Origin of the sequence: Pseudomonas sp. GM84, from assembly GCF_000282535.1 — a bacterium.
Lineage (GTDB): Bacteria > Pseudomonadota > Gammaproteobacteria > Pseudomonadales > Pseudomonadaceae > Aquipseudomonas.
The window spans coordinates 1-23,133 of the sequence record NZ_AKJC01000135.1 but is presented as its reverse complement, the minus strand read 5'-3'; the positions used below and the strand labels follow the sequence as shown (position 1 = coordinate 23,133).

The window sequence follows — 23,133 nt, the reverse complement described above, 5'->3', positions numbered from 1 at the left end:
GTCGGCTTTTTTGTGGGGGCCCTATCGCCGGCAAGCCGGCTCCCACAGGTACACCGCAATGTTCAAAGGCCGCGGTGAGCCTGTGGGAGCCGGCTTGCCGGCGATAGGGCCCTTTGCTATTTGTTCCGCTTCGGCACCCGCACCAGCTGGCTGTCCGAATAGATGTCATGCCAGCCGCGCTTGCGTTTGTCGATCAGCGACCAGAAGAACCCCAGCCCCAGGCACAGCCACGAAGCGATCGAGACCACGAAGCGCAGCAGTGCCTGCCACAGGCTGATCGCGCTGCCATCTACGTTCTGCACCCGCACGCCCCACACCTGCATGCCCAGGGTTTGCCCGCCATGGGTCCAGAACTTGGCAAAGAAACCGAACAGCACGAACAGCAGCACCGTCGACAGCAGCGGGTCGCCATCCAGCGCACCGGCTTCGGTCAGCTCACGCATGCGTGCCTCGCCAATGATCGCCATCTGAATCATCTTGTAGGCGCCAGCAGTGACGATCAGCAGGGCCGTGCACAGCAAGAAGTCATAGAACATCGCCGCCAGGCGCCGGCCGAGGCCGACCGGTGGGAAATCACCCTGGGGTGAGAGCATAGGCTTGGACATGCAAAACGGCTCCAGAAGGCGAAGCCGCTATTCTACGGGCAAAAAAAAGCCCCTGCACTGGGCAGGGGCTTTTCTTCGAAGTCGGGATCGGCTTAGCCGAGGACTTGAACCTTGTCAGCCTGCATGCCTTTTTGGCCCTGAACTGCTTCGAAGGTGACCTTCTGGCCTTCCTTCAGGCTCTTGAAACCGTTGCCTTCGATGGCACGGAAGTGCACGAACAGATCAGCACCGCTTTCTGGGGTGATGAAGCCGTAACCTTTCTCGTCATTGAACCACTTGACGGTACCGTTCTGACGCTCAGCCATTGTCTTATTTCCTATGAAGCTTAAATTTTAATGACAGTTTCTTTCACGTTATAAAAGAGTGAAAGAGTACTGGGCTGGGTTGCAGGAAAGTAAGAGACGTCGTACGGGTTGTAGCAGATTGCGGCTACTGGCCCAGGTCACGAACTGTTGCGACCCATGCAAACACAGTGCAGTGACTCTACGCCAACTCCCAAGAGAAAAACAAGCCCTTGGTCGTATGGAAAATCAGGCTTTTTTCGGTAACCGCCCGATTTGTTGGAAACGGCATGGTGCCTGGCCTGGCGGCATGTTCAAAAGTTATTGGGCAGGTTCGAAATCGAATATCTCGAACCTGCCACAAACCTCATACAGCGCCTTCAACCACGGTAGTAACGCTGCGGAACAAAAGGCATTTTGCTGACTTTCAAGGCCACCTTCTTTCCTCGCACCATGGCATACAGCGGTGTGTCGAGTGCGCCATGTTCGATATCGACATAGCCCATCGCAACAGGCGCGCCGAGTGTCGGGCCGAAACCGCCACTGCACACTTTGCCGACCACTTTATCGGTTGTATCGACGATCTCGGCGCCTTCACGTACCGGGGTGCGTTCCTGCGGCAACAAGCCGACTCGCTTGCGCGCTACACCGTGTTGCTGCTGAGCGAAGATCGCCTCGGCGCCGGGGAAACCGCCGGCGCGGGCGCCGTCGGCACGGCGAACCTTGGAAATGGCCCAAAGCAGGCTGGCTTCGATGGGCGTGGTGCCGGTGTCCATGTCATGGCCATACAGGCACAGGCCGGCTTCCAGGCGCAGCGAGTCGCGTGCGCCCAGGCCGATCGGTTGTACTTCAGGCTCGGCCAGCAGGCGACGGGCGAGGGCGTCGGCGGCTTCAACCGGCACCGAGATCTCGTAACCGTCTTCGCCGGTGTAACCCGAGCGGCTGATGAAGCAGTGTTCGCCGAGCAGTGTGACCGGGCGGAACTGCATGAAAGTCATACCGGCCACTTCTGGTGCCAGGCGCTCGAGCACCTTGGCCGCAGCAGGGCCTTGCAGGGCCAGCAGGGCGCGCTGCTCGAACAGCGGCTGTACTTCGCAACGGCTACCGATGTGCGTTTGCAGGTGGGCCAGGTCCTGGTCCTTGCAGGCGGCGTTGACCACCAGGAACAGGGTGTCGTCACCCAGGTTGGCGACCATCAGGTCGTCGAGGATGCCGCCCTGTTCGTTGGTGAACATGGCGTAGCGCTGCATGCCCACCGGCAGGTCGACGATGTCCACCGGCACCAGGCTTTCCAGGGCAAGGGCTGCGTCTTTGCCGCGCAGGATGATCTGGCCCATGTGCGAGACGTCGAAGAGGCCGGCCTGTTCGCGGGTGTGCAGGTGCTCCTTGAGCACGCCGAGCGGGTACTGCACCGGCATGTCGAAGCCGGCGAACGGCACCATGCGCGCGCCCAGCTCGATGTGCAGGGCGTGCAGCGGGGTCTTTTGCAGTGTTTCGGACATCGATGACTCCTTGGTTTTATTGTCGGGTCAACATTCGATGATGTTGACGGCCAGACCGCCGCGGGCGGTCTCCTTGTATTTGCTTTTCATGTCGGCGCCGGTCTGGCGCATGGTGCGGATGACCTTGTCGAGTGACACGAAGTGTTGCCCGTCGCCACGCAGGGCCATGCGCACGGCATTGATGGCCTTCACCGAGCCCATGGCATTGCGCTCGATGCACGGCACCTGGACCAGGCCGCCGATCGGGTCGCAGGTCAGGCCGAGGTTGTGTTCCATGCCGATCTCGGCAGCGTTCTCGACCTGCTGCGGGGTGCCACCCATCACTTCACACAGGGCACCCGCAGCCATCGAGCACGCCACGCCGACCTCGCCCTGGCAGCCGACTTCGGCCCCGGAAATCGATGCGTTTTCCTTGTACAGGATGCCAATCGCGGCCGCGGTGAGCAGGAAGCGCACCACGCCGTCATCGCTGGCACCCGGCACGAAGCGCATGTAGTAGTGCAGCACCGCCGGGACGATGCCGGCCGCGCCATTGGTCGGTGCCGTGACCACGCGGCCGCCGTAGGCGTTTTCCTCGTTCACTGCCAGGGCATAGAGGTTGACCCAGTCGAGCACGGACAGCGCATCGCGCAGGCTGGCCTCCGGGTGCTGGCTGAGCTGGCGATACAGCGCCGGCGCCCGACGCTTGACCTTGAGCCCGCCCGGCAGGATGCCTTCATGCCGGTAGCCGGCCTCGACGCAATCCTGCATCACCTGCCAGATCCGCAGCAGGCCGACACGGGTCTCGGCCTCTGGGCGCCAGGCCGCTTCGTTGGCCAGCATGACCTGGCTCACCGACAGCTGTTGTGCGGTGCAGTGCCCGAGCAGTTCCTTGGCGGTCTTGAACGGGTAGGTGAGTACGGTGCTGTCCTCGACGATGCGGTCGTGGCCGGCGGCGTCCTCGTCGACCACGAAACCGCCGCCTACCGAGTAGTACTCGCGGCTGCGGATCTGCAGGCCGGCTTGGTCGAAGGCGCGGAAAATCATGCCGTTGGGGTGATACGCCAGCGGCTTGCGGATCATCGCCAGGTGCTGCTTTTCAACGAAGACGATGTCGTGCACGCCGAGCAGGCGCAGGTGGCCGCTGTCGCGGATCGTTTGCAGGCGGGCGGGGATGGCTTCGGTGTCGACGGTATCAGGGTGCTCGCCTTCGAGGCCGAGCAAGACCGCCTTGTCACTGCCGTGGCCTTTGCCGGTGGCGCCGAGCGAGCCATACAGCTCGGCCTTGACGCTGGTGGTACTGGCCAGCAGGCCGTCGCGGCGAAGCCCTTCGGCAAAACGCGCGGCGGCGCGCATCGGGCCGACCGTGTGGGAGCTGGAGGGACCGATGCCGATCTTGAACAGGTCGAAGACACTTAGTGACATGGTGGACCTCCTACCAGGTTCTGCAGATAGACACTGAACCTGTGGGAGCGGGCTTGTCCCGCGAATGCGGCGGTGATGCCACCATCGCATTCGCGGGACAAGCCCGCTCCCACAAGGGGGGCGATCAGGCGTCCTGATAGCTCTCGATCGACGGGCAGGCGCAGACCAGGTTGCGGTCGCCGAACACGTTGTCCACTCGTCCGACCGGCGGCCAGTACTTGCCTTCCACCAGGCTCGGCAGCGGGTATACCGCCTGCTCGCGGCTGTAGCCATGAGTCCATTCGCCAACCAGCTCGGCCGCAGTGTGCGGGGCGTTCTTCAGCGGGTTGTCGTCCTTGTCCAGGCTGCCATTTTCCACAGCGCGGATTTCTTCGCGGATCTGGATCATGGCGTCGCAGAAGCGGTCCAGTTCTTCCTTGGACTCGCTTTCGGTCGGTTCGATCATCAGCGTGCCGGCCACCGGGAAAGACATGGTCGGGGCGTGGAAGCCGAAGTCGATCAGGCGCTTGGCCACGTCGTCGACGCTGATGCCGCTGGTGTCCTTCAACGGGCGCAGGTCGAGGATGCACTCGTGGGCGACCAGGCCATTACCGCCGGTGTACAGAACAGGATAGTGCTCTTCCAGGCGACGGGCGATGTAGTTGGCGTTGAGGATCGCCATCTGCGACGCGCGCTTGAGCCCGGCACCGCCCATCATGCGAATGTACATCCAGGTGATCGGCAGGATGCTGGCGCTGCCGAACGGCGCTGCGCACACCGCGCCTTCGCGGTTTTCCAGCTGGGCGTGGCCCGGCAGGAAAGGCGCCAGGTGCGACTTGACGCCGATCGGGCCAACGCCCGGGCCGCCACCGCCGTGGGGGATGCAGAAGGTCTTGTGCAGGTTCAGGTGCGAGACATCGCCACCGAACTTGCCTGGGGCGCACAGACCCACCATGGCGTTCATGTTGGCGCCATCGATGTAAACCTGGCCGCCGTTGTCGTGGATGATCGCGCAGATCTCGCCGATCGCTTCCTCGAACACGCCGTGGGTCGACGGGTAGGTGATCATGATCGCGGCCAGCCGCTCGCGGTGCTCGATGGCCTTGGCGCGCAGGTCTTCCACATCGACGTTGCCACGTGCGTCACAGGCAGTGACCACCACACGCATGCCGGCCATGTGCGCGGTCGCAGGGTTGGTACCGTGGGCCGAGGACGGGATCAGGCAGATGTCGCGATGGCCTTCGCCGCGGCTGCGGTGGTAGGCGCGGATCGCCAGGAGGCCCGCGTACTCGCCCTGGGAACCGGCGTTGGGTTGCAGCGACACGGCGTCATAGCCGGTGGCGGCGCACAGCATCGCTTCCAGCTCGCGGGTCATCTGCAGGTAACCCTGGCTCTGCTCGGCCGGGGCGAACGGGTGCAGGTTGCCGAACTCGGCCCAGGTCACCGGGATCATTTCGCTGGCGGCGTTGAGCTTCATGGTGCACGAGCCCAGCGGGATCATGCTGCGGTCCAGCGCCAGGTCCTTGTCGGCCAGGCGGCGCAGGTAGCGCATCAGCTCGGTTTCGCTGTGGTAGCGGTTGAATACCGGGTGTTCGAGGATCGCCGACTGGCGCAGCAGGGCGGCCGGCAGGCGCGAGGCAGTGCTGGCGGCCAGGGCCGCGAAGTCAGGTTGCGCCTGCTCGCCTGCGAACAGCTGCCACAGGGCTTCGACATCGGCCTGGGTGGTGGTTTCGTCGAGCGACAGGCCAAGCTTGCCGGCATCGATCTGGCGCAGGTTGATGCGCTGGGCGCGGGCCTTGTCGTGCAGGCTTGCGGTGGCGGCGCCGGTGGCCAGGGTCAGGGTGTCGAAGGCGGTATCGCCGATCACTTCGATGCCCAGGGTCTTCAGGCCAGCGGCGAGGATCGCGGTCAGTGCGTGGGTGCGTTCGGCAATGCGCTTGAGGCCGGCCGGACCGTGGTAGACGGCGAACATGCTGGCGATGTTGGCCAGCAGGACCTGCGCGGTGCAGATGTTGCTGGTGGCCTTTTCGCGGCGGATGTGCTGCTCACGGGTTTGCATGGCCAGGCGCAGGGCGGTCTTGCCGAAGCGGTCGATCGACACGCCGACCAGGCGGCCTGGCATGTCGCGCTTGAAGGCGTCGCGGGTGGCGAAGTAGGCCGCATGCGGGCCACCGAAGCCCAGCGGAACACCGAAGCGCTGGGCACTGCCGATGGCCACGTCGGCGTCGAACTCGCCTGGCGGGGTCAGCAGGGTCAGGGCCAGCAGGTCGGCGGCCACGGCCACCAGGGCGTTGGCGGCATGGAAGCGCTGGACCAGCTCGCGGTAGTCGAACACTTCACCGTTGCTGGCCGGGTACTGCAGCAGGGCGCCGAAGAAGGCGCTGACATCGCTCAGCTCGCGCTCGTCGCCGACCACGATTTCGATGCCCAGCGGCTCGGCACGGGTGCGCAGCACGTCGAGGGTCTGCGGGTGGCAGTGCACGGAGGCGAAGAAGGCATGGCTGGACTTGTTCTTCGACAGGCGCTTGCAGAAGGTCATGGCCTCGGCGGCGGCAGTCGCTTCGTCGAGCAGGGAGGCGTTGGCGATCGGCAGGCCGGTCAGGTCGCTGATCAGGGTCTGGAAGTTCAGCAGCGCTTCCAGGCGGCCTTGGGAGATTTCTGGCTGGTACGGGGTGTAGGCGGTGTACCAGGCCGGGTTTTCCAGCAGGTTGCGCAGGATCGGTGCCGGCGTGTGGGTGTTGTAGTAGCCCTGGCCGATATAGTTCTTGAACAGCTGGTTGTTGCCGGCGATGGCCTTCAGTGCGGCCAGTGCATCGGCTTCACTCTGGCCGTCTTCGCTACCGAGCACGCTGGTGCCCTTGATGCTGTCGGGGATGACAGCGGCGCTCATGGCTTCCAGCGAGTCGAAGCCCAGGGTGGCCAGCATGGCCTGCTCGTCAGCGGCGCGGGGGCCGATATGACGGGCAATGAATTCGTTGGCGGTGCCGAGGTTGTGGGTCATGGTCAGGTTCCTCAGGCGTCGTCGTTGGCTTTGATCAGGCGGTCGTAGGCGTCCTGGTCGAGCAGGGCGGCCACTTCGTTGCTATCGGCGGGGATGAAGCGGAAGAACCAGCCTTCGCCCAGCGGGTCTTCGTTAACCAGCTCGGGGCTGTCGTTGAGGCCGTCGTTGACGGCGACCACTTCACCGGTCAAAGGCATGTACACGCCGCTGGCGGCTTTCACCGATTCGACGGTGGAGGCTTCGGCACCTTTCTCGTACTGCTGCAGCTCGGGCAGTTGCACGTAGACCACATCACCCAGGGCGTTCTGGGCGTAGGCAGTGATGCCCACGGTGACACTGCCGTCGGCTTCGGTGCGCAGCCATTCGTGATCTTCAGTGAAACGCAACTCGCTCATGGGGAATCCTCAAGGGGCAGGGCGTGGGGCGCGGTGGGTTCGCGCTCTTGGGTTGGGATTCGAGTCTGCAATATTTCGGCCACATACAAAAAAACTATATAAATCAGATGCTTACGTATTTACGCGAACAGTTGATGTGCTTTTTTGGAACGAAATCGATACAGTCGGCCGGAGCGAGAAAAGGGTTTGAGGATCAAACCCTTGGGAATGGGAGTCGGAAGGGTTGTGTATCGATTTCAATACGATGTATTGAAATCGATACGGCAGGAGTGGCCGGCTTAGAGTGCGGCGAAGAAGGGCAGTGCGAGGTAGAGCTTGATAACGATCACGTTGATGATGTCGATGAAGAAGGCACCGACCATCGGCACTACCAGAAAGGCGATCTGCGAAGGCCCATAGCGCTGGGTCACGGCCTGCATGTTGGCGATAGCCGTGGGCGTGGCACCCAGGCCGAAGCCACAGTGCCCTGCGGCCAGCACTGCCGCGTCGTAGTTGCTGCCCATGATCCTGAAGGTCACGAAGATGGCGAACAACGCCATGACCAGGGTCTGTACCGCCAGGATGATGAAGAACGGCAACGCCAGTGCGGCCAGGTCCCACAGTTTCAGCGACATCAGGGCAATCGCCAGGAACAGTGACAGGCTGACATTGCCCAGTACCGACACTTCTCGCTCGAACACTTGATACAGGCCGAACGCTGCAAGCCCGTTACGCACCACGACGCCTACGAACAGGACACAGACGAAGGTCGGCAATTCGAAGGCGGTGCCCAGCAACAGGCTGTTGAGCAACGAGCCACCCATCAAGCTGACCGAGATGAGTGCGAGGGATTCCACCATCGAGAAGGGGGTGATCAAACGCTCTTTGTTCGGTTGCTCGAAGCCCTTGGGCAAGCGCGGTGTTTCCTGCTCCAGGCCGGGTGTCTTCACGCGGCTGATCAGCAGCCGGGCGACCGGTCCGCCAATCAGCCCGCCCAGCACCAGGCCGAAGGTTGCCGCAGCCAGTGCCAGTTCCGTGGCGGAGGCCAGCCCATACTTTTCGCTGAAGGTCGCACCCCAGGCAGCGCCTGTGCCGTGGCCGCCGGCCAGGGAAATCGAGCCTGACAGCAGGCCCATCAGAGGGTCGAGCCCCAGTGCCTTGGCGAGCCCGATGCCCATGGCGTTCTGCACCACCAGAAGGCCGGTGACTGCAAACAGGAAAATGGCGACCACGCGGCCGCCCTTCTTCAGGCTGGCCAGATCGGCATTCAGGCCGATGGTGGCAAAGAAGGCCAGCATCAAGGGCGACTGCAGCGAGGTGTCGAACTGCACCTGCACGTCGAGGCTGCGCAGGCCTAGCAGTATCAGCGCAACGACCAGGCCGCCCGCTACGGGTTCGGGGATGTTGTACAGCCGCAGGAAATTGACGCGGGTGACAAGGCCGCGGCCGAGCAGAAGCACCAGTGAGGCGGCGACCAGGGTTCCATAGAAATCGAGCTCAAGCATTCATGTAACTCTTTGTTGTATTCGGGCGTGAACGGTCCTCCATTTTCGTGTGGAAACTGGCTTGATATGTGTAGGGAAATTCTGCAATTCGCTAGGAATTAACCTTAGGAATGCCGTATTTGCGCAAACGCTGGGCAATCGCGGTATGCGAGGTTTGCAACCGCCCGGCCAACTGCCGTGTCGAGGGGTAGCTGGCATACAACCGCTGCAGCAGCTCGCGCTCGAAGTCCCCCACCGCCTGCTCCAGGCTCGCCACTTCGCCATCCTGCCCGCGCGCCACCGAGGTGCCGGCGATGTCCAGGTCGCCGATATCCACCAGGTTGCCTTCGCAAATCGCCGCGGCACGGAAGATCACGTTCTGCAGCTGGCGCACGTTGCCCGGCCAAGGGTTGGCCAGCAGTGCCGAGTGGGTGGCGGGCGTCAGCCGGCAAGGCGGGCGCTGGATCTGGGTGCAGGCCTGCTGCATGAAGAAATGCGCGAGCATGAGGATGTCCTGGCCACGGTCGCGCAGGGGCGGCACCTGCAGGTTGAGCACGTTCAGGCGGTAGAACAGGTCTTCACGGAAGGTGCCTTCGCTGACCATGCGTTCCAGATCGCGGTGAGTGGCGCTGATGATCCGCACATCGACCTTCACTTCGCGGTCGCCGCCTACGCGGCGGAAGCTGCCGTCACTGAGAAAGCGCAGCAGCTTGGCCTGCAGGTAGGGCGACATCTCGCCGATCTCGTCGAGAAACACCGTGCCCTGGTTGGCCAGCTCCATCAGCCCCGGCTTGCCGCCGCGCTGGGCGCCGGTGAAGGCACCGGGGGCGTAGCCGAACAGTTCGCTCTCGGCCAGGCTCTCGGGCAGCGCGGCGCAGTTCAGGGCCAGGAACGGCGCCGCATGGCGGCTGCTGATCGCGTGGCAGGCACGGGCCACCAGCTCCTTGCCGGTGCCGGTCTCGCCATGTACCAACAGCGGAGCGTCGAGCGCCGCCACGCGCAGGGCGCGGGCCTTGAGGGTGCGGATCGCCGGGGATTCGCCGAGCAAGGCATCGAAGCCTTCGGCATGGTCGTGGTGCAAGGCCGACAGGCGCTCGCCCATGCGATTGGGCGGGTACAGGGTCAGCAGGCCGCCGGCGTTGGTGATGGGCGTGGCGTCCAGCAGCAGGCTCTGGCCGTTGAGCTGCATTTCCCGCATCGGCAGGTGGAAGTTGTTGTCCAGCAGGGCCTGTAGCAGGGCCGGGTCGCCAAACAGCTCGCCCACCGAACGCCCGGCCGATTCGCGGCCGCACAGGGCGATCAGCGCTGGGTTGGCCAAGAGCACCAGGCCTGCGCTGTCCACCGCCAGGACCGGATCGCTCATGGCGGCCAGCAGTGCGTCCAGCTGCAGGTGGCGGCGTTGGCCGGGGAGGATGTCGACCACGTCCACCGATTGCACGCCGTGCACTTCGAACAGGGCGTCGTGCAGCTCTTCGAGCACCGCCGGGCTTAGCGTCGGGGCGTCGATGTAGACGTTTGGCGGGACCATCTCCACGGCGTCCAGGTTGAGGTTGCGGGCACCGAGCAGGGCCAGGACTTCCTGGGTGATGCCGACGCGGTCGATGAAGCTGACGTGGATGCGCATGGGGAGGCGGGGTCATGGCCGGAGGAGGGCAGTAGTATGCCTTGGCTCATGGGTGAAGCCTAATCGCCGGCAAGCCGGCTCCCACAGGGTCTGCACAGCGCTCAAGCCTGCTGCGGTACCTGTGGGAGCCGGCTTGCCGGCAATGAATTCATTCGGGACTTTCGTTCTTGATCGGGTCGCCCGATTTCACATCCAGCTTTTCGCGGATGTCTTCGAACATATGGTCGTAGATCTTGTGCGGGGAGCTGAGGTTTTCGAACTTCTTGGGCGCAGCGAGGTGGGCCTGGGCCTTGCGGCTCAGCACCATCAGGAAGCTGGGCAGTGCCTGGTCCTTGGGCAGGAAGAACTTCTCGTCCACCGCCTTGCCTTCGATGCTGCCATGCATGCGGAACTGGATACCCCGACCTTCCTGGGCATCCGTAGTCGCTTCATAGTCGATGTTCAGGTCGTAACTGTGGTCAGCCGGGTTAAGCGCGGCACGCTGGATATGTACATGACCTGGCTCATACGTCGCCATGGCAGGCTCCTTTGGAAAGTGAAAATGGCGGGCTACGGTAGCCCGCCAACTGCATTCAACGGTAGCTGATTCCTGGCTTGGCAATGCTGACACGTGTGCCGCCGGTGCCTTGAACGATCTTTTCGATGTTCTCCAGCGAACCAATCACCGCAACCCTACCGGTCAAGCGGGCAAACTCGCAAGCCGCCTGGACTTTCGGGCCCATGGAACCCGCCGCAAAGCCCAGGCGCTCCAGTTCGTCCGGATGCGCTTCGGCGATGGCTTTCTGGGTAGGCTTGCCGTAGTCGATATACGCGGCATCGACGTCGGTGGCGATCACCAGCAGGTCTGCGCGCAGTTCCCGGGCAAGCAGTGCCGAGCACAGGTCTTTGTCGATGACCGCTTCGATACCCTTCAAGGTGCGCTTGGTTTTGTCAGGATCGTACATGGTGGGGATACCGCCCCCGCCAGCGCAGATCACCACGGTGCCGCGTTCCAGCAGCCAGGTGATCGGCTTGATCTCGAAGATACGGATCGGTTTGGGGCTGGCCACCACTCGGCGGTACTTGTCGCCATCGGGTTTGACTTTCCAGCCTTTTTCAGCGGCCAGACGCAGCGCCTCTTCCTTCTCGTAGACCGGGCCGATGAACTTGGTCGGGTCCTGGAAGGCGGGGTCGTTAGGGTCGACCTCGACTTGCGTGAGCAGTGAGGCGAACGGCACTTCGAAGGGCAGAAGGTTGCCGAGTTCCTGTTCGATCATGTAACCGATCATGCCCTCGGTTTCGGCCCCCAGCACGTCCAGCGGGTAGGCTTCGTCAGGCTTGTAGGAGAGCCCTTGAAGGGCCAGCAGGCCAACCTGTGGGCCGTTGCCGTGAGCGATGACCAGTTCGTTGCCGGGATGAACCCTGGCGATCTGCTCGGTGGCGGTGCGGATATTGGCGCGCTGGTTGTCAGCGGTCATGGGTTCGCCGCGGCGCAGCAGGGCGTTGCCGCCCAATGCAACAACGATACGCATGGGGAATGTCCTTTGCAGAAAGAGCAGAAGAGGGGAAAGCAGCTCGCCCCCACAAGGGGGGCGAGGTGCGCTGTCAGAGGTCGGCCAGGGTCGAGACGAGGATCGCCTTGATGGTGTGCATGCGGTTTTCCGCTTGCTCGAAGGCGATGCAGGCTGGCGACTCGAACACGTCGTCGGTCACTTCGATGCCATTGGCCATCTCAGGGTACTGTTCGGCGATCTGCTTGCCGACCTTGGTTTCGGAGTTGTGGAACGCCGGCAGGCAGTGCATGAACTTGGTGCGAGGGTTGCCGGTGGACTTCATCAGCTCCTTGTTCACCTGGTAAGGCTTGAGCAGCTTGATGCGCTCGCCCCAGGCTTCGATCGGCTCGCCCATCGATACCCAGACGTCGGTGTGCACGAAGTCAACGCCCTTGACCGCCGCTTTCGGGTCTTCGGTCAGGGTGATGCGCGCACCACTTTCTTCCGCGTATTTCTTGCAGCGCTCGACCAGGTCGTCATGTGGCCACAGGGCCTTCGGTGCGGCGATGCGCACGTCCATGCCGAGCTTGGCGCCGATCAGCAGCAGCGAGTTGCCCATGTTGTTGCGGGCATCGCCCAGGTAGGCGTAGCTGATGTCGTGCAGCGGCTTGTCGCTGTTTTCACGCATGGTCAGCACGTCGGCGATCATCTGGGTCGGGTGGTACTCGTCGGTCAGGCCGTTGAAAACCGGTACGCCGGCGAACTTGGCCAGCTCTTCGACGATTTCCTGCTTGAAGCCACGGTACTCGATAGCGTCGTACATGCGCCCGAGCACGCGGGCGGTGTCCTTCATGCTTTCCTTGTGGCCGATCTGCGAGGAGTTGGGGTCGATGTAGGTGACGTTGGCACCCTGGTCATAGGCGGCGACTTCGAAGGCGCAACGGGTGCGGGTCGAGGTCTTCTCGAAGATCAGGGCGATGTTGTTGCCCTTCAGGTGCTGCTGCTCGGTGCCGGTGTACTTGGCGCGCTTGAGGTCGCGGGACAGGTCCAGCAGGTACTTCAGCTCGCGGGTGGTGTGGTGTTCGAGGCTGAGCAGGTTGCGGTTGTGAATGTTGAACGCCATGACAGTATCTCCTTGAATTCGGTGAGGGTCCCGGCCGCTGCTTCGTGGGCGCGGCCGGGCGTATGGACGTTAGTAGTCGATTGCGTCGCGGACGATCGGGCAGGTCATGCAGTGGCCGCCGCCACGGCCCCGGCCGAGCTCGCCGGCGCTGATGGTGATGACCTCGATCCCCTGCTTGCGCAGCAGGGTGTTGGTGTAGGTGTTGCGGTCGTAGGCAATGACCACGCCAGGCTCCACAGCCACCACGTTGTTGCCGTCATCCCACTGTTCGCGCTCGGCGGCGAAGCTGTTGCCGCCGGTCTCGACCACCCGCAGCTTGACGCCAAGCTGCTCGCCAACCACTTCGATGAACGATTTGTTGATGCGGCGTACATCCATGCCGTAAGGCTTTTTCTCGTCCGGACGGATGATGAACGGCACGATCTCTTTCACTACTTCCGGGAAGACCGTGACCAGGTCGCGGTCGCAGAAGCTGAACACGGTGTCCAGGTGCATGGCCGCGCGGGACTTCGGCAGGCCGGCGACGATGATTTCCTTGACCGCGCCCTTGGCGAACAGGTTCTGTGCCAGCTGGCCAATGGCCTGGCGCGAGGTGCGCTCGCCCATGCCGATGAGCACGATGCCCTTGCCGATCGGCATCACGTCACCGCCTTCGAGGGTGGCGTTGCCGTGTTCCTCGTCCGGGCTGCCGTACCAGATCTGGAACTCGGCGTCGGTGAATTCCTTGTGGAATTTGTAGATCGCGGTGGTCAGCAGGGTTTCCTGACGTCGCGCTGGCCAGTACATCGGGTTCAGCGTCACGCCACCGTAGATCCAGCAGGTGGTGTCGCGGGTGAACTGGGTGTTGGGCAGCGGTGGCAGGATGAAGCTGGAGTGGCCCAGGTAGTCGTTGTACATCTTGACCACGTCGGCGCCTTCGCTGGTCGGCAGGTCCTGGCCTGCGACGCCGCCGATCAGGAACTCGGCCAATTGGCGTGGCTCAAGGCCTTCGAGCCAGCTGCGTACTTCGTTGGTCAGGCCTACGCCGACGGTATCAGGCGTAATCTTGCGGTCGAGGATCCACTTCAGTGCCGCTTTGTCCTTCACGATATCGGTCAGCAGGTTGTGCATTTCCAGCACATCCACACCGCGCTCGCGCATCTTGGTGACGAAGTCGAAATGGTCACGCTTGGCCTGGTCGACCCAGATCACGTCATCGAACAGCAATTCATCACAGTTGCTCGGGGTCAGGCGCTTGTGCGCCAGTCCCGGAGAGCAAACCATCACCTTGCGCAGCTTCCCTGCTTCGGAGTGGACACCGTACTTCTGTTTTTCAGTGGACATTGTTCATTCCTCCATTAGTGCGAATACGTGGGATCACAAAGTCAGGAAGCCGTCGTACAGACCATAGGCCGCCACCAGGGCGCCGATGACAACGGCTGCGAAGAGCAGTTTTTCCACGTTGGTGAAGATCGGTTGGCCAATTTCATGTTTGGCCTTGGCGAACAGGATCACGCCCGGGGCATACAGCAGGGCGGAGAGCAGCAGGTATTTCACGCCGCCGGCATACAGCAGCCAGATGGCGTAGATCAATGCGATGGCGCCGATGAGCAGGTCCTTGCTGCGCTCTTTCGCAGCTTGCTCATAGGTTTCGCCGCGCATGGCCAGCAGGAACGCATAGGCCGCCGACCACAGGTAAGGCACCAGGATCATCGAAGTGGCGAGGTAGATCAGCGACAGGTAGGTACTGCTGGAGAACAGGGTGATGACCAGGAAGATCTGCACCATGGCGTTGGTCAGCCACAGGGCGTTGGCCGGCACATGGTTGGCGTTTTCGCGGCGCAGGAACTCCGGCATGGTGTGGTCTTTGGCTGCGGCGAACATGATCTCGGCGCACAGCAGCACCCACGACAGCAGGGCTCCGAGCAGCGAGATGATCAGGCCCACGCTGATCAGCACCGCACCCCAGTGGCCGACCACGTGCTCAAGCACGGCAGCCATGGATGGGTTCTGCAGCTTGGCCAGCTCTGGCTGAGTCATCACGCCCAGCGACAGCACGTTGACCAGCACCAGGAACAGCAGCACGGTGATGAAGCCGATGACGGTGGCCTTACCCACGTCAGAGCGTTTTTCCGCCCGTGACGAGAAGATGCTCGCGCCTTCGATACCGATGAACACCCAGACGGTGACCAGCATCATGTTGCGAACCTGATTCATCACGCTGCCCAGCTCCGGTGTACCGGTGGCCCAGATGTCAGCAGTGAAGATGTCGAGCCTGAAGGCGAACAGGCAGATCAACGCGAACAGCACCAGCGGTACGATCTTGGCTACCGTGGTGACCAGGTTGATGAACGCTGCTTCCTTGATTCCGCGCAGCACCAGGAAGTGCACTGCCCAGAGCAGGACCGAGGCGCCGATGATGGCCGCCGGGGTATTGCCTTCGCCGAAGATCGGGAAGAAGTAGCCGAGGGTACTGAACAGCAACACGAAGTAGCCGACGTTGCCCAGCCAGGCACTGATCCAGTAGCCCCAGGCCGAGGAAAAGCCCATGTAGTCACCGAAACCGGCCTTGGCGTAGGCATACACCCCGCCGTCCAGGTCAGGCTTTCGGTTGGCCAGGGTCTGGAACACGAATGCCAGCATCAGCATGCCGACTGCCGTAATACCCCAACCTATCAGCACCGCGCCGACACCGGCGCTTGCTGCCATGTTTTGCGGAAGCGAGAAGATCCCGCCACCAATCATTGAACCGACGACAAGTGCAACTAGAGCGCCGAGTTTTAGTTTTCCGGACGAATCAGACATTTAACAACTCCTGCCAGGAGAAAGTTGACGACAGATTAGTTCCGACGCCGAGGCCATGACATGACCTAGATCAGTTCATGGTCGCGTGATGTAGGAAAATTCCTTCACGCAACTCCTGGAGAGTGCCGACAGCTCTGCTGCAGGCCTTATGCACCGGCACCTCCATGTCCTTCTAGAGCAAACGCTCTGTTGCGCCTGCGATGTCTGAAGCTAGCCGTTTTTGGGGCTTTCGCAAATTTTTGACAAGAATATTGAGTTTTATCAGTTTCTTTTCTAGTTGCTTCATAGCTGCTAATTTTCACAGGTAGGGTCGATAGATAAAGCAGTTATGAGCGCTTTGCCTTCATAATCAGCTTTTATATAAGCAAGCGTACTCATATGGCCCCCGAGGCTGTTTCAAACGTATGACAACACAGGAAAAAAGGAGCGCCATGAGCGAACCAGGACAAAAGCTGCGCCTTGGTGCATTGATCGCGCTGGTGGTCGGTTCGATGATCGGTGGCGGGATCTTCTCGCTGCCGCAGAACATGGCAGCACGCGCCGATGCCGGTGCCGTGCTGATAGGTTGGGGTATCACCGCGGTCGGCATGCTGGCGCTGGCCTTCGTGTTCCAGACCCTGGCCAACCGCAAACCTGAGCTGGACTCGGGGGTGTATGCCTACGCCAAGGCCGGTTTCGGTGACTACATGGGCTTTTCCTCGGCCTGGGGCTACTGGATCAGCGCCTGGCTGGGCAACGTCGGCTACTTCGTGCTGCTGTTCAGCACCTTGGGCTTCTACTTTCCGATTTTCGGTGAGGGCAACACACCGGTCGCGATCGGCTGCGCCTCGCTGTTGCTCTGGGCAGTGCATTTCCTGGTGCTCAGGGGCATCAAGGAAGCCGCGTTCATCAACCAGGTCACCACCGTGGCCAAGGTGGTGCCGCTGCTGATCTTCATCGTCATCGCTGCGTTCGCCTTCCGTGCCGACATCTTCACCCGCGATATCTGGGGGCTGAGCAACCCGCAGTTCGGCAATGTGCTGGATCAGGTGCGCAACATGATGCTGGTGACGGTGTTCGTGTTCATCGGTATCGAAGGCGCCAGTGTGTATTCCGGGCGGGCGCAGCGCCGCTCGGACGTGGGCAAGGCCACGGTGATCGGCTTTGTTGGCGTGCTGGCGCTGCTGGTACTGGTCAACGTGCTGTCGCTGGGGGTAATGACCCAGCCGGAGCTGGCCGGGCTGCAGAACCCGTCACTGGCCACGGTGCTCGAGCACATCGTCGGCCCCTGGGGCGCCTTGCTGATCAGTATCGGCCTGGCCATTTCGCTGCTGGGCGCGCTGCTGTCGTGGGCGCTGCTGTGCGCCGAGATCCTGTTCGCCACGGCGCGGGACAAGACCATGCCGCGCTTCCTGGCCAAGGAAAACGCCAACCATGTGCCGGCCAACGCACTGTGGCTGACCAACTGCATGATCCAGGGCTTCCTGTTGATCACCCTGGTGTCGGCGGGCACCTACACCAGCCTGATCTACCTGGCGTCGTCGATGATCCTGGTGCCTTATCTGTGGTCGGCGGCCTATGCGGTGCTGCTGGCCGTACGCGGTGAGAGCTACGCCGAGCAGCCGGCGCTACGGCGCAAGGACCTGCTCATCGGCGCCATCGCATTGATCTACGCCATCTGGCTGTTGTATGCCGGCGGCCTGAAGTACCTGCTGTTGTCAGCGTTGCTTTATGCACCGGGGGTGATCCTGTTCGCCCGGGCCAAGCGTGAACAGGGGCAGCCCCTGTTCACCACCTGGGAAAAGGTGATTTTCGCGGCGGTGCTGGCCGGTGCGGTGCTGGCGGCCTACTTGCTGTATTCAGGGCTGTTGAGCTTGTGACACGGCAGGGCATGGCCGTTCCGGGCGGGACCAGATCCACAGGTTGCCCAGGGTCATGCCGGCGATGGCCAGGAACACCGGCCAGTGATGTTCGAGGAACGTCAGCATCAAGCCTGCGCACAGCAGCATGCTGACGGTCGCGCTGACCTTGGCCCGGCGCTGGATCACCTTGCCGTTGCGCCAGTTATGGAGGATCGGCCCGAACAGCCGGTGATTCTCCAACCAGGCCGATAGCTTCGGCGAGCTGCGGGTCGCGGCCCAGGCGGCGAGCAGGATGAATTCGGTGGTCGGCAGGCCAGGGATGACAATCGCCACCAGGCCGATGCCCAGGCTCACGTAGGCCAGGATGCCGTACAGCAGGCGCGACAGTTTCGAGCGGGCAGGTCGGGTCATGGTCTCACTGCGTAGAACGGTCCGGCCACCGGAGGGGCGGCCGGGTGATGCGTGTCAGGCCAGCGCGGCGTCGGCGGCGTAGGCATGCTTGAGCAGTTCGGTGAAGCGCTCGAAGGCAGCGACTGCACCGCGTTCGGCAGCAGCGTCTTCTTCGGCCGACAGCGCCAGGCCATCGAGGATACGGGTGAACTGCTTCCAGCCTTCGGCGCGACCACCGGCCGGTTCGCCGAGGTGACGGGCACCGAAACTGTCCGACAACTCCAGCGCCACGGCACGCTTGATCAGAAACGCAGCGCCCAGTTTGGAGCCTTCGGAGACGAAGATCCAGCCCAATGCCTCACCCAGGCTCGGGTTCTGCAGGGCGCCGGGGACTGCTGTCGGGACTTCGGTGTCGAGGTCGGCGAGGTCCAGGCGGGCCTGCTCGGCGCGGCAGCGCTCGGCCAGGTCGGGGACGATGGCGATCAGCTGCGGGTCGGTGTACAGGGCTTGGAGCTCAGACTGGAACAGGTACTGGGCGACGACGAAACGGGCGAAGCTTTCGCGGCTGTCGAACGGCTTGTGCGACTTGACCAGGGCATCGAGCTCGGTGTGCGGGGCGTGGGTGACCTGGTTGAGGCGTTGCGAGCGCAGGGCAGGGCGGTCGGTCATGGGGGTGTCCTTGGAAAATGAGGGCGTCTAGTGACAAGACGAAACAGCTGGGTTGGGACAGTAAAAAAATGTGCTGCAAGTGCTGGCCTTTTCGCGGGACAAGCCCGCTCCCACAGGTACCCCACTGAACTCGAGAACAGTGGAGCACTTGTGGGAGCGGGCTTGTCCCGCGAAGAGGCCGACCCTGATTCAGCTCAGATCAGATATCCCACACCACATTGATGGCAAAGTTGCGCCCCGGCATGGTCAGGCGGTCGAGGTTGGCCGGTTGGGTCACGGCGGCCTCGCCCTGGCCGTCGTAGCCGCGCACGTCATCCCACTGCCAGTACTTCTTGTCGGTCAGGTTGTAGAGCCCGGCATTGACCGTGACGTCGTCGGTCACCTTGTAGAAGCCGCTCAGGTCCAGTACGCCGTAACCGGGCGTGCGGAACTGCGAGCTGGCGCCATCGGGGGCGAAGAAGGTGGTGTCGTCGACGCGAGTCTTGCGCTTGACCAGGGTCCAGCTCAACAGGCCGCCGTAGTTCGGCTGCTCATAGCCCAGGCCGAATACGCCGGTCAGCGGGTTGACGCTGTTCAGCGGCTGGCCGTTGTCGTCGTTGCGGCCGTTGGCGTAAGCGATCGAGCCTTGGGTATACAGGCCCTGCGGTGCACCGAAGTGGTCGAGGTTGAGGCGGCCTTTGACCTCGGCGCCCTTGATGGTGGCGTGCTTGATGTTGTTGGCCTGGAAGGTGGTGCCCAGGTTGGCCGACTGCACGGCGTCTTCGTCGATGAAGTCGCGGTACTTGTTGTAGAACACGGCGGCGCTGAAGTTACCGGCATCGAAGTTGCCGCGCAGGCCGGTTTCGTAGCTCTTGCTCTTCTCCGGCTCCAGGTCCGGGTTGCCGCGCACGCTGTAGCCCAGGCCCGGGTTTTCGAAGCGGCCGTACATCGACTTGGCGGTCGGTGTGCGGAAGCCTTCGGCGTACTGGCCGTACCAGGTGTAGTTGTCGTTGAAGGCGTAGGTCAGGCCGAACTTGGGCGACACGCGGTGCCACTTCTTGTCCGATTCGTCGAGGTTGCTGGGCGCTGTGCCCGAACCCTGGATACCGCGCAGGAATTCGTCGGTGAACTCCGGCTCCATGCGCGTGTAGTCGTAGCGGGCACCTGGCAGGAAGGTCCAGTTGTTCCAGCGGATTTCATCCTGCACGAACAGGCTGTAGGTGTTGACCGTCGGGTCCGGGAAGTCGCTGACCAGCGCCTGGCCGTCGCGCGGGCTGTCCTGCCCGATGGCGGTGCAGCCACCGCCAATGGCCACGCAGGTGCCGGAGCCGCTGCGTGAACCGGTCACCTCTTCATGCTTGAGGGTTGTGCCGTAGGTCAGCAGGTGATCGGTCTGGCCAATGTTGAAGGCTTTGTCCAACTGGGCGTCGAACACCCACTGGCGGTCCTTGTAGGTGGTCTGGCGATCGCGCAGCACTTGCCGGCCCGAAGCGACATACAGCTCATCGGTTCGTTGGTCGGTCTTGGCGATCTGGTAGTTGAGGCTCCACTTGACGTGGTCGGCGACCAGGCTGTCGAGGCCGAACTCGTGGTTGATGCCAAAGCGCTCGCGGGTGACGGTGTCGTTGCCCTGGCGCATGCGGTAGGAGTTCATGGCGCCGAATCCTGGAATGAACGGCCCGCCCACGGCGCTGAGGATGTTCTGGTCGCGGTCATCCTTGTAGCGCTCGTAGGTGAACCCCAGGCGCGCGTCGTCGGCATAGTTCCAGCCCAGCTTGGCCAGTACGTTGGTGGTGCGCACATCTTCCGGGTTGGCTTCGGTGCGGGACAGGCCGGTGCCACCGTGCTCGCCATAGGATTCGGTTTCGTGGCCGTTGCGCTGGCTCAGGTGCAGCAGGCCGTCGAAATCGCCCTGGCGGCCGGCCACGCTGGCCGAGGTCAGCCAGCTGTCGTCGGCCGAGCTGTAGCCGGTCTTGAGACGCGCACCTACATCCTTGCCGGGCTTGATGATGTCGTCCGGGTCGAGGGTGAAGTAGCTCACCGCGCCGCCAATGGCGTTGCTGCCGTACAGCACCGAGGCCGGGCCACGGAGGATTTCCACGCGCTTGACGATTTCCGGGTCGACGTAGTTGCGCTGGGTCTGGGCGTAGGGGCCGTAGAAGAAGCTGTCCGGGATCGACACGCCATCGACCTGGGTGAGGATCCGCTCGCCGTCGATGCCGCGGATGTTGTAGCCGTTCAGGCCGCTGCGCTGGCCCACGCCACCCACCGACACACCGGGCTCGTAACGCACCAGATCCTTGATGTTGTTGACGTTCTGCCGGTCCAGTTGCTCGCGGGTCTGCACGCTGACGGTGCTGGGCACCTGGCTTACGTCCTGGGCGCTACGGGTGGCGCTGACGGTCATCTGCTGCAGCGCGATGGCGCTGCCCGCCGACTGGCGCTCGAGCACCACATTGCCGTTGCCGATCTTGCGATAGCCCAGGCCCGTGCCTTGCAGCAGGCGCTTGAGTGCGGCCTCCGGCGACAGGGAACCTTGCACGCCGGGCGACGCCACGCCGTCGGCCAGTTCGGCGCTGAAGCCGACCTGCCAGCCGGTGACCTGGCTAAAGGCGTTGATCGCCTCGACCAAGGGCTGTTGGGCAATGCTGAAGCGGTAGTCGCCCATGCGCGGGCTGCTGGCCTGGGCGGGTTCGGCGGCCAGCGCCGGCAGGCTGCAGGCACCACTGGCGAGCAGGGCCAGTGTCAGCAGAGACAGTTGCCCTGTACGGCGGGTACGGGGGGACGGGCGAGTTGGACCTGTGGACATCGAAAGCGCTCCCTGACGCGCGAACTGTTATAGGTGATGACCGTTCCTGTTTTGAAACAAGAATCAGTTGCATTGGCTATAACGAGACGGGCGGGGTAGCGCGATCGCGTAAAAATAATTTTCAGGTCAGTTGAGGATGACCACGGCCGGGTATTCGTGCAGCTGCGCCGAGGTGATGTGAGCCAGGGCGCGCAAGGTTTCCAGCGGCTGGTCGAGGCGGTAGTTGCCGGTCACGGCCATGTCGTCGAGGTGGCTGTTGCGGTTGATGATCCACCCGGGGTAGTAGCGGCGTACTTCGGCCAGTACCTGGCTCAACGGGCAGTTCTCGAAGACCAGGCGGCCATCGACCCAGGCGAGGTCCTTGTGCAGGTCCGCGCGCTGGCGCTGGCCGAAGCCTTGGGGGCCGACGCTGATGCTGTCGCCGGCGCTGAGGCGGATGCGCTGGTCGCTGTCCGCTTGCAGGTCGACGTCACCGCGTTGCACACGAACCTGCGCCTCGCCGTCGAGGTAGCGCACGGCGAAATCGGTGTCGCGCACCTGGGCGCGCAGGGGGCCGGCCTGCACCTCCAGCGGCAATTGCCCGCCGCCGGCTATCTGGAAATACGCCTCGCCTTGCAGCAGGCGCGCCACCTGGCGGCCTTCACGCAGGTCGCTGGCGAATGCCGAGTTGGTGTTGAGCAGCACCTTGGCACCGTCATCGAGTTGCAGGCGTTGGCGTTCGCCGACCACGGTCAGGTGGTCGGCTTGCAGGCGCACCGGCAGGTTGCCGAAGGTGAACAGCCCGACCAGCAGCACGGCGGCAGTGGCCAGCGGTTTCCAATGGCTGCGCAGCCGCCCGCGCAGGGACTTGCGCCGGCCGTGGTGCATCTGGGTGGCGGCCTGGCGCAGGGGCGTGCCGTTCCACAAGGCCTCGGCCTCGACGTAGGCCTCGGCGTTTTCCGGCGCCGCGCTGAGCCACTGCTCGAAGGCCAGGGTATCGGCGTCGGTGGCGCATTGCAGGCGAACCAGCCAGTCCAGTGCCTCATCCATCGCACGGGCGCGGGCGTCGGGCCCGGCGGCAGACGGGCGAGTGACGGGGCTGTCGGTCACGGGGAGTCCTTGAATTGATTTTTTCGAATGATCAAGGCTAAGGCGCAGTGTGGCAAGGGCTTCGGCTCACTCAGGCGGCCAACGGTCGGCTCATTTGAGGCGGTCGGCCACGCCCATGCAAATGGCCATGATCAGTTTCAGTTCCTTCTGAACCGTGCTGGCCGAAACCTTCAGTTGTTCGGCGATTTCCAGGTAGCTGGCGCCGTGCAGGCGGCTGAGGATGAAAATCCGCTGCTGGCGCTCGGTCAGCTGGTTGAGGCTGACGCTGAGGTGCTTGAGCAGTTGTTCGGCATGCGCGGCGTCTTCGCTGCTGCCAAGCGGTGCCGCGACATTGTGCAGGACCTCGTCGGGCACATCGTCGACCAGCATGCGCGATTGCACCCGGCGCGTGCGCAAATGGTCCAGGGCCAGGTTGCGGGCAGTCTGGAACACGAAGGGTTCGAGGTGCTCGATAGGCCGTTCGCCGAGGGCACGGGAAACCCGCAGGTAGGTTTCCTGCAGCAGGTCCTCGGCAGTGCTGGGGTTGCCCACCATGCGCTGCAGGGTACGCAGCAGGGAAAGGCGCTGGACGAGGAAGACGGAATTGAACCGGGACTGACTCACAAGGGGACCTGGCCGACGAAAGGTGAATGATAATGCTTATCATCTTGCCTGTTGGTCAAGTCTGGAAGTGTTAGGGAAAGGTAAAGATTGTAGTTTTCAGGGCTGGCCCTATCGCCGGCA

At 63.0% G+C, this 23,133-nt stretch carries 19 protein-coding genes; 1 reads left to right on the top strand and 18 read right to left on the bottom strand.

Annotated features, from left to right (window positions below; translation table 11 throughout):
• Window positions 1-116: 116 nt before the first annotated feature.
• The 13 genes from PMI38_RS12125 to arcD (PMI38_RS12065) form a co-directional block, all read right to left on the bottom strand.
• Window positions 117-605: an RDD family protein gene (locus PMI38_RS12125; RefSeq protein WP_008094264.1), complete on the bottom strand. Its 489-nt coding sequence runs from the start codon at window positions 603-605 to the stop codon at window positions 117-119.
• Window positions 606-697: 92 nt separating this feature from the next.
• Window positions 698-910, bottom strand: a complete 213-nt coding sequence (locus tag PMI38_RS12120; protein WP_008094261.1) for a cold-shock protein — start codon at window positions 908-910, stop codon at window positions 698-700.
• A gap of 356 nt (window positions 911-1,266) precedes the next feature.
• The gene (gcvT, locus tag PMI38_RS12115; protein WP_008094258.1) at window positions 1,267-2,388 is read right to left on the bottom strand and encodes a glycine cleavage system aminomethyltransferase GcvT; all 1,122 of its coding nucleotides are present in this window, start codon (window positions 2,386-2,388) and stop codon (window positions 1,267-1,269) included.
• 27 nt (window positions 2,389-2,415) lie between these two features.
• Window positions 2,416-3,792: an L-serine ammonia-lyase gene (locus PMI38_RS12110; RefSeq protein WP_008094256.1), complete on the bottom strand. Its 1,377-nt coding sequence runs from the start codon at window positions 3,790-3,792 to the stop codon at window positions 2,416-2,418.
• 124 nt (window positions 3,793-3,916) lie between these two features.
• On the bottom strand, window positions 3,917-6,772 hold the full coding sequence (gene gcvP, locus PMI38_RS12105) for an aminomethyl-transferring glycine dehydrogenase (protein WP_008094255.1): 2,856 nt from the start codon (window positions 6,770-6,772) through the stop codon (window positions 3,917-3,919).
• Between the two features lie 11 nt (window positions 6,773-6,783).
• Window positions 6,784-7,167, bottom strand: coding sequence for a glycine cleavage system protein GcvH (gcvH, locus tag PMI38_RS12100; protein WP_008094253.1), 384 nt, complete (start codon window positions 7,165-7,167; stop codon window positions 6,784-6,786).
• 278 nt (window positions 7,168-7,445) lie between these two features.
• Window positions 7,446-8,651 (bottom strand): sodium/glutamate symporter, encoded by a 1,206-nt coding sequence (gene gltS / locus PMI38_RS12095; RefSeq protein WP_008094251.1) that lies wholly within the window; start codon window positions 8,649-8,651, stop codon window positions 7,446-7,448.
• Window positions 8,652-8,742: 91 nt separating this feature from the next.
• Window positions 8,743-10,254: a sigma-54-dependent transcriptional regulator gene (locus PMI38_RS12090; protein WP_008094249.1), complete on the bottom strand. Its 1,512-nt coding sequence runs from the start codon at window positions 10,252-10,254 to the stop codon at window positions 8,743-8,745.
• A gap of 148 nt (window positions 10,255-10,402) precedes the next feature.
• Window positions 10,403-10,771 (bottom strand): DUF5064 family protein, encoded by a 369-nt coding sequence (locus PMI38_RS12085; RefSeq protein ID WP_008094248.1) that lies wholly within the window; start codon window positions 10,769-10,771, stop codon window positions 10,403-10,405.
• 55 nt (window positions 10,772-10,826) lie between these two features.
• Window positions 10,827-11,765, bottom strand: a complete 939-nt coding sequence (arcC, locus tag PMI38_RS12080) for a carbamate kinase (protein ID WP_008094245.1) — start codon at window positions 11,763-11,765, stop codon at window positions 10,827-10,829.
• 73 nt (window positions 11,766-11,838) lie between these two features.
• Window positions 11,839-12,849 (bottom strand): ornithine carbamoyltransferase, encoded by a 1,011-nt coding sequence (locus PMI38_RS12075; protein WP_008094243.1) that lies wholly within the window; start codon window positions 12,847-12,849, stop codon window positions 11,839-11,841.
• Window positions 12,850-12,918: 69 nt separating this feature from the next.
• On the bottom strand, window positions 12,919-14,172 hold the full coding sequence (gene arcA / locus PMI38_RS12070; protein WP_008094241.1) for an arginine deiminase: 1,254 nt from the start codon (window positions 14,170-14,172) through the stop codon (window positions 12,919-12,921).
• Between the two features lie 33 nt (window positions 14,173-14,205).
• Window positions 14,206-15,633, bottom strand: coding sequence for an arginine-ornithine antiporter (arcD, locus tag PMI38_RS12065; protein WP_008094240.1), 1,428 nt, complete (start codon window positions 15,631-15,633; stop codon window positions 14,206-14,208).
• A gap of 431 nt (window positions 15,634-16,064) precedes the next feature.
• Between arcD (PMI38_RS12065) and arcD (PMI38_RS12060) the strand changes: the two genes are divergently transcribed.
• A complete protein-coding gene (gene arcD, locus PMI38_RS12060; RefSeq protein ID WP_008094238.1) occupies window positions 16,065-17,492 on the top strand; it encodes an arginine-ornithine antiporter in 1,428 nt (475 codons plus the stop codon).
• Here arcD (PMI38_RS12060) and PMI38_RS12055 read toward each other — a convergent pair.
• From PMI38_RS12055 to PMI38_RS12035, 5 genes are all read right to left on the bottom strand, one after another.
• Window positions 17,472-17,885 (bottom strand): YbaN family protein, encoded by a 414-nt coding sequence (locus PMI38_RS12055; RefSeq protein WP_008094235.1) that lies wholly within the window; start codon window positions 17,883-17,885, stop codon window positions 17,472-17,474. The genes arcD (PMI38_RS12060) and PMI38_RS12055 overlap by 21 nt on opposite strands.
• 54 nt (window positions 17,886-17,939) lie before the next feature.
• Complete coding sequence (locus PMI38_RS12050; protein ID WP_008094233.1) at window positions 17,940-18,533, bottom strand: biliverdin-producing heme oxygenase; 594 nt, start codon at window positions 18,531-18,533, stop codon at window positions 17,940-17,942.
• Between the two features lie 199 nt (window positions 18,534-18,732).
• Window positions 18,733-21,321, bottom strand: coding sequence for a TonB-dependent receptor (locus PMI38_RS12045; RefSeq protein ID WP_008094232.1), 2,589 nt, complete (start codon window positions 21,319-21,321; stop codon window positions 18,733-18,735).
• Between the two features lie 126 nt (window positions 21,322-21,447).
• Window positions 21,448-22,410: a FecR family protein gene (locus tag PMI38_RS12040; protein WP_008094230.1), complete on the bottom strand. Its 963-nt coding sequence runs from the start codon at window positions 22,408-22,410 to the stop codon at window positions 21,448-21,450.
• Window positions 22,411-22,500: 90 nt separating this feature from the next.
• Window positions 22,501-23,013 (bottom strand): RNA polymerase sigma factor, encoded by a 513-nt coding sequence (locus tag PMI38_RS12035; protein ID WP_008094228.1) that lies wholly within the window; start codon window positions 23,011-23,013, stop codon window positions 22,501-22,503.
• Between the last annotated feature and the right edge of the window lie 120 nt (window positions 23,014-23,133).

Excerpts from the sequence above, each read along its gene's own strand:
- PMI38_RS12120 (WP_008094261.1), bottom strand. The coding sequence starts at position 910 with ATGGCTGAGCGTCAGAACGGTACCGTCAAGTGGTTCAATGACGAGAAA.
- PMI38_RS12110 (WP_008094256.1), bottom strand. The coding sequence starts at position 3,792 with ATGTCACTAAGTGTCTTCGACCTGTTCAAGATCGGCATCGGTCCCTCC.
- arcD (WP_008094238.1), top strand. The coding sequence starts at position 16,065 with ATGAGCGAACCAGGACAAAAGCTGCGCCTTGGTGCATTGATCGCGCTG.
- PMI38_RS12085 (WP_008094248.1), bottom strand. The coding sequence starts at position 10,771 with ATGGCGACGTATGAGCCAGGTCATGTACATATCCAGCGTGCCGCGCTT.
- arcA (WP_008094241.1), bottom strand. The coding sequence starts at position 14,172 with ATGTCCACTGAAAAACAGAAGTACGGTGTCCACTCCGAAGCAGGGAAG.
- gcvH (WP_008094253.1), bottom strand. The coding sequence starts at position 7,167 with ATGAGCGAGTTGCGTTTCACTGAAGATCACGAATGGCTGCGCACCGAA.
- arcD (WP_008094240.1), bottom strand. The coding sequence starts at position 15,633 with ATGTCTGATTCGTCCGGAAAACTAAAACTCGGCGCTCTAGTTGCACTT.
- PMI38_RS12050 (WP_008094233.1), bottom strand. The coding sequence starts at position 18,533 with ATGACCGACCGCCCTGCCCTGCGCTCGCAACGCCTCAACCAGGTCACC.
- gcvP (WP_008094255.1), bottom strand. The coding sequence starts at position 6,772 with ATGACCCACAACCTCGGCACCGCCAACGAATTCATTGCCCGTCATATC.
- gcvT (WP_008094258.1), bottom strand. The coding sequence starts at position 2,388 with ATGTCCGAAACACTGCAAAAGACCCCGCTGCACGCCCTGCACATCGAG.
- PMI38_RS12125 (WP_008094264.1), bottom strand. The coding sequence starts at position 605 with ATGTCCAAGCCTATGCTCTCACCCCAGGGTGATTTCCCACCGGTCGGC.
- PMI38_RS12075 (WP_008094243.1), bottom strand. The coding sequence starts at position 12,849 with ATGGCGTTCAACATTCACAACCGCAACCTGCTCAGCCTCGAACACCAC.
- PMI38_RS12045 (WP_008094232.1), bottom strand. The coding sequence starts at position 21,321 with ATGTCCACAGGTCCAACTCGCCCGTCCCCCCGTACCCGCCGTACAGGG.
- PMI38_RS12055 (WP_008094235.1), bottom strand. The coding sequence starts at position 17,885 with ATGACCCGACCTGCCCGCTCGAAACTGTCGCGCCTGCTGTACGGCATC.
- PMI38_RS12090 (WP_008094249.1), bottom strand. The coding sequence starts at position 10,254 with ATGCGCATCCACGTCAGCTTCATCGACCGCGTCGGCATCACCCAGGAA.
- gltS (WP_008094251.1), bottom strand. The coding sequence starts at position 8,651 with ATGCTTGAGCTCGATTTCTATGGAACCCTGGTCGCCGCCTCACTGGTG.
- arcC (WP_008094245.1), bottom strand. The coding sequence starts at position 11,765 with ATGCGTATCGTTGTTGCATTGGGCGGCAACGCCCTGCTGCGCCGCGGC.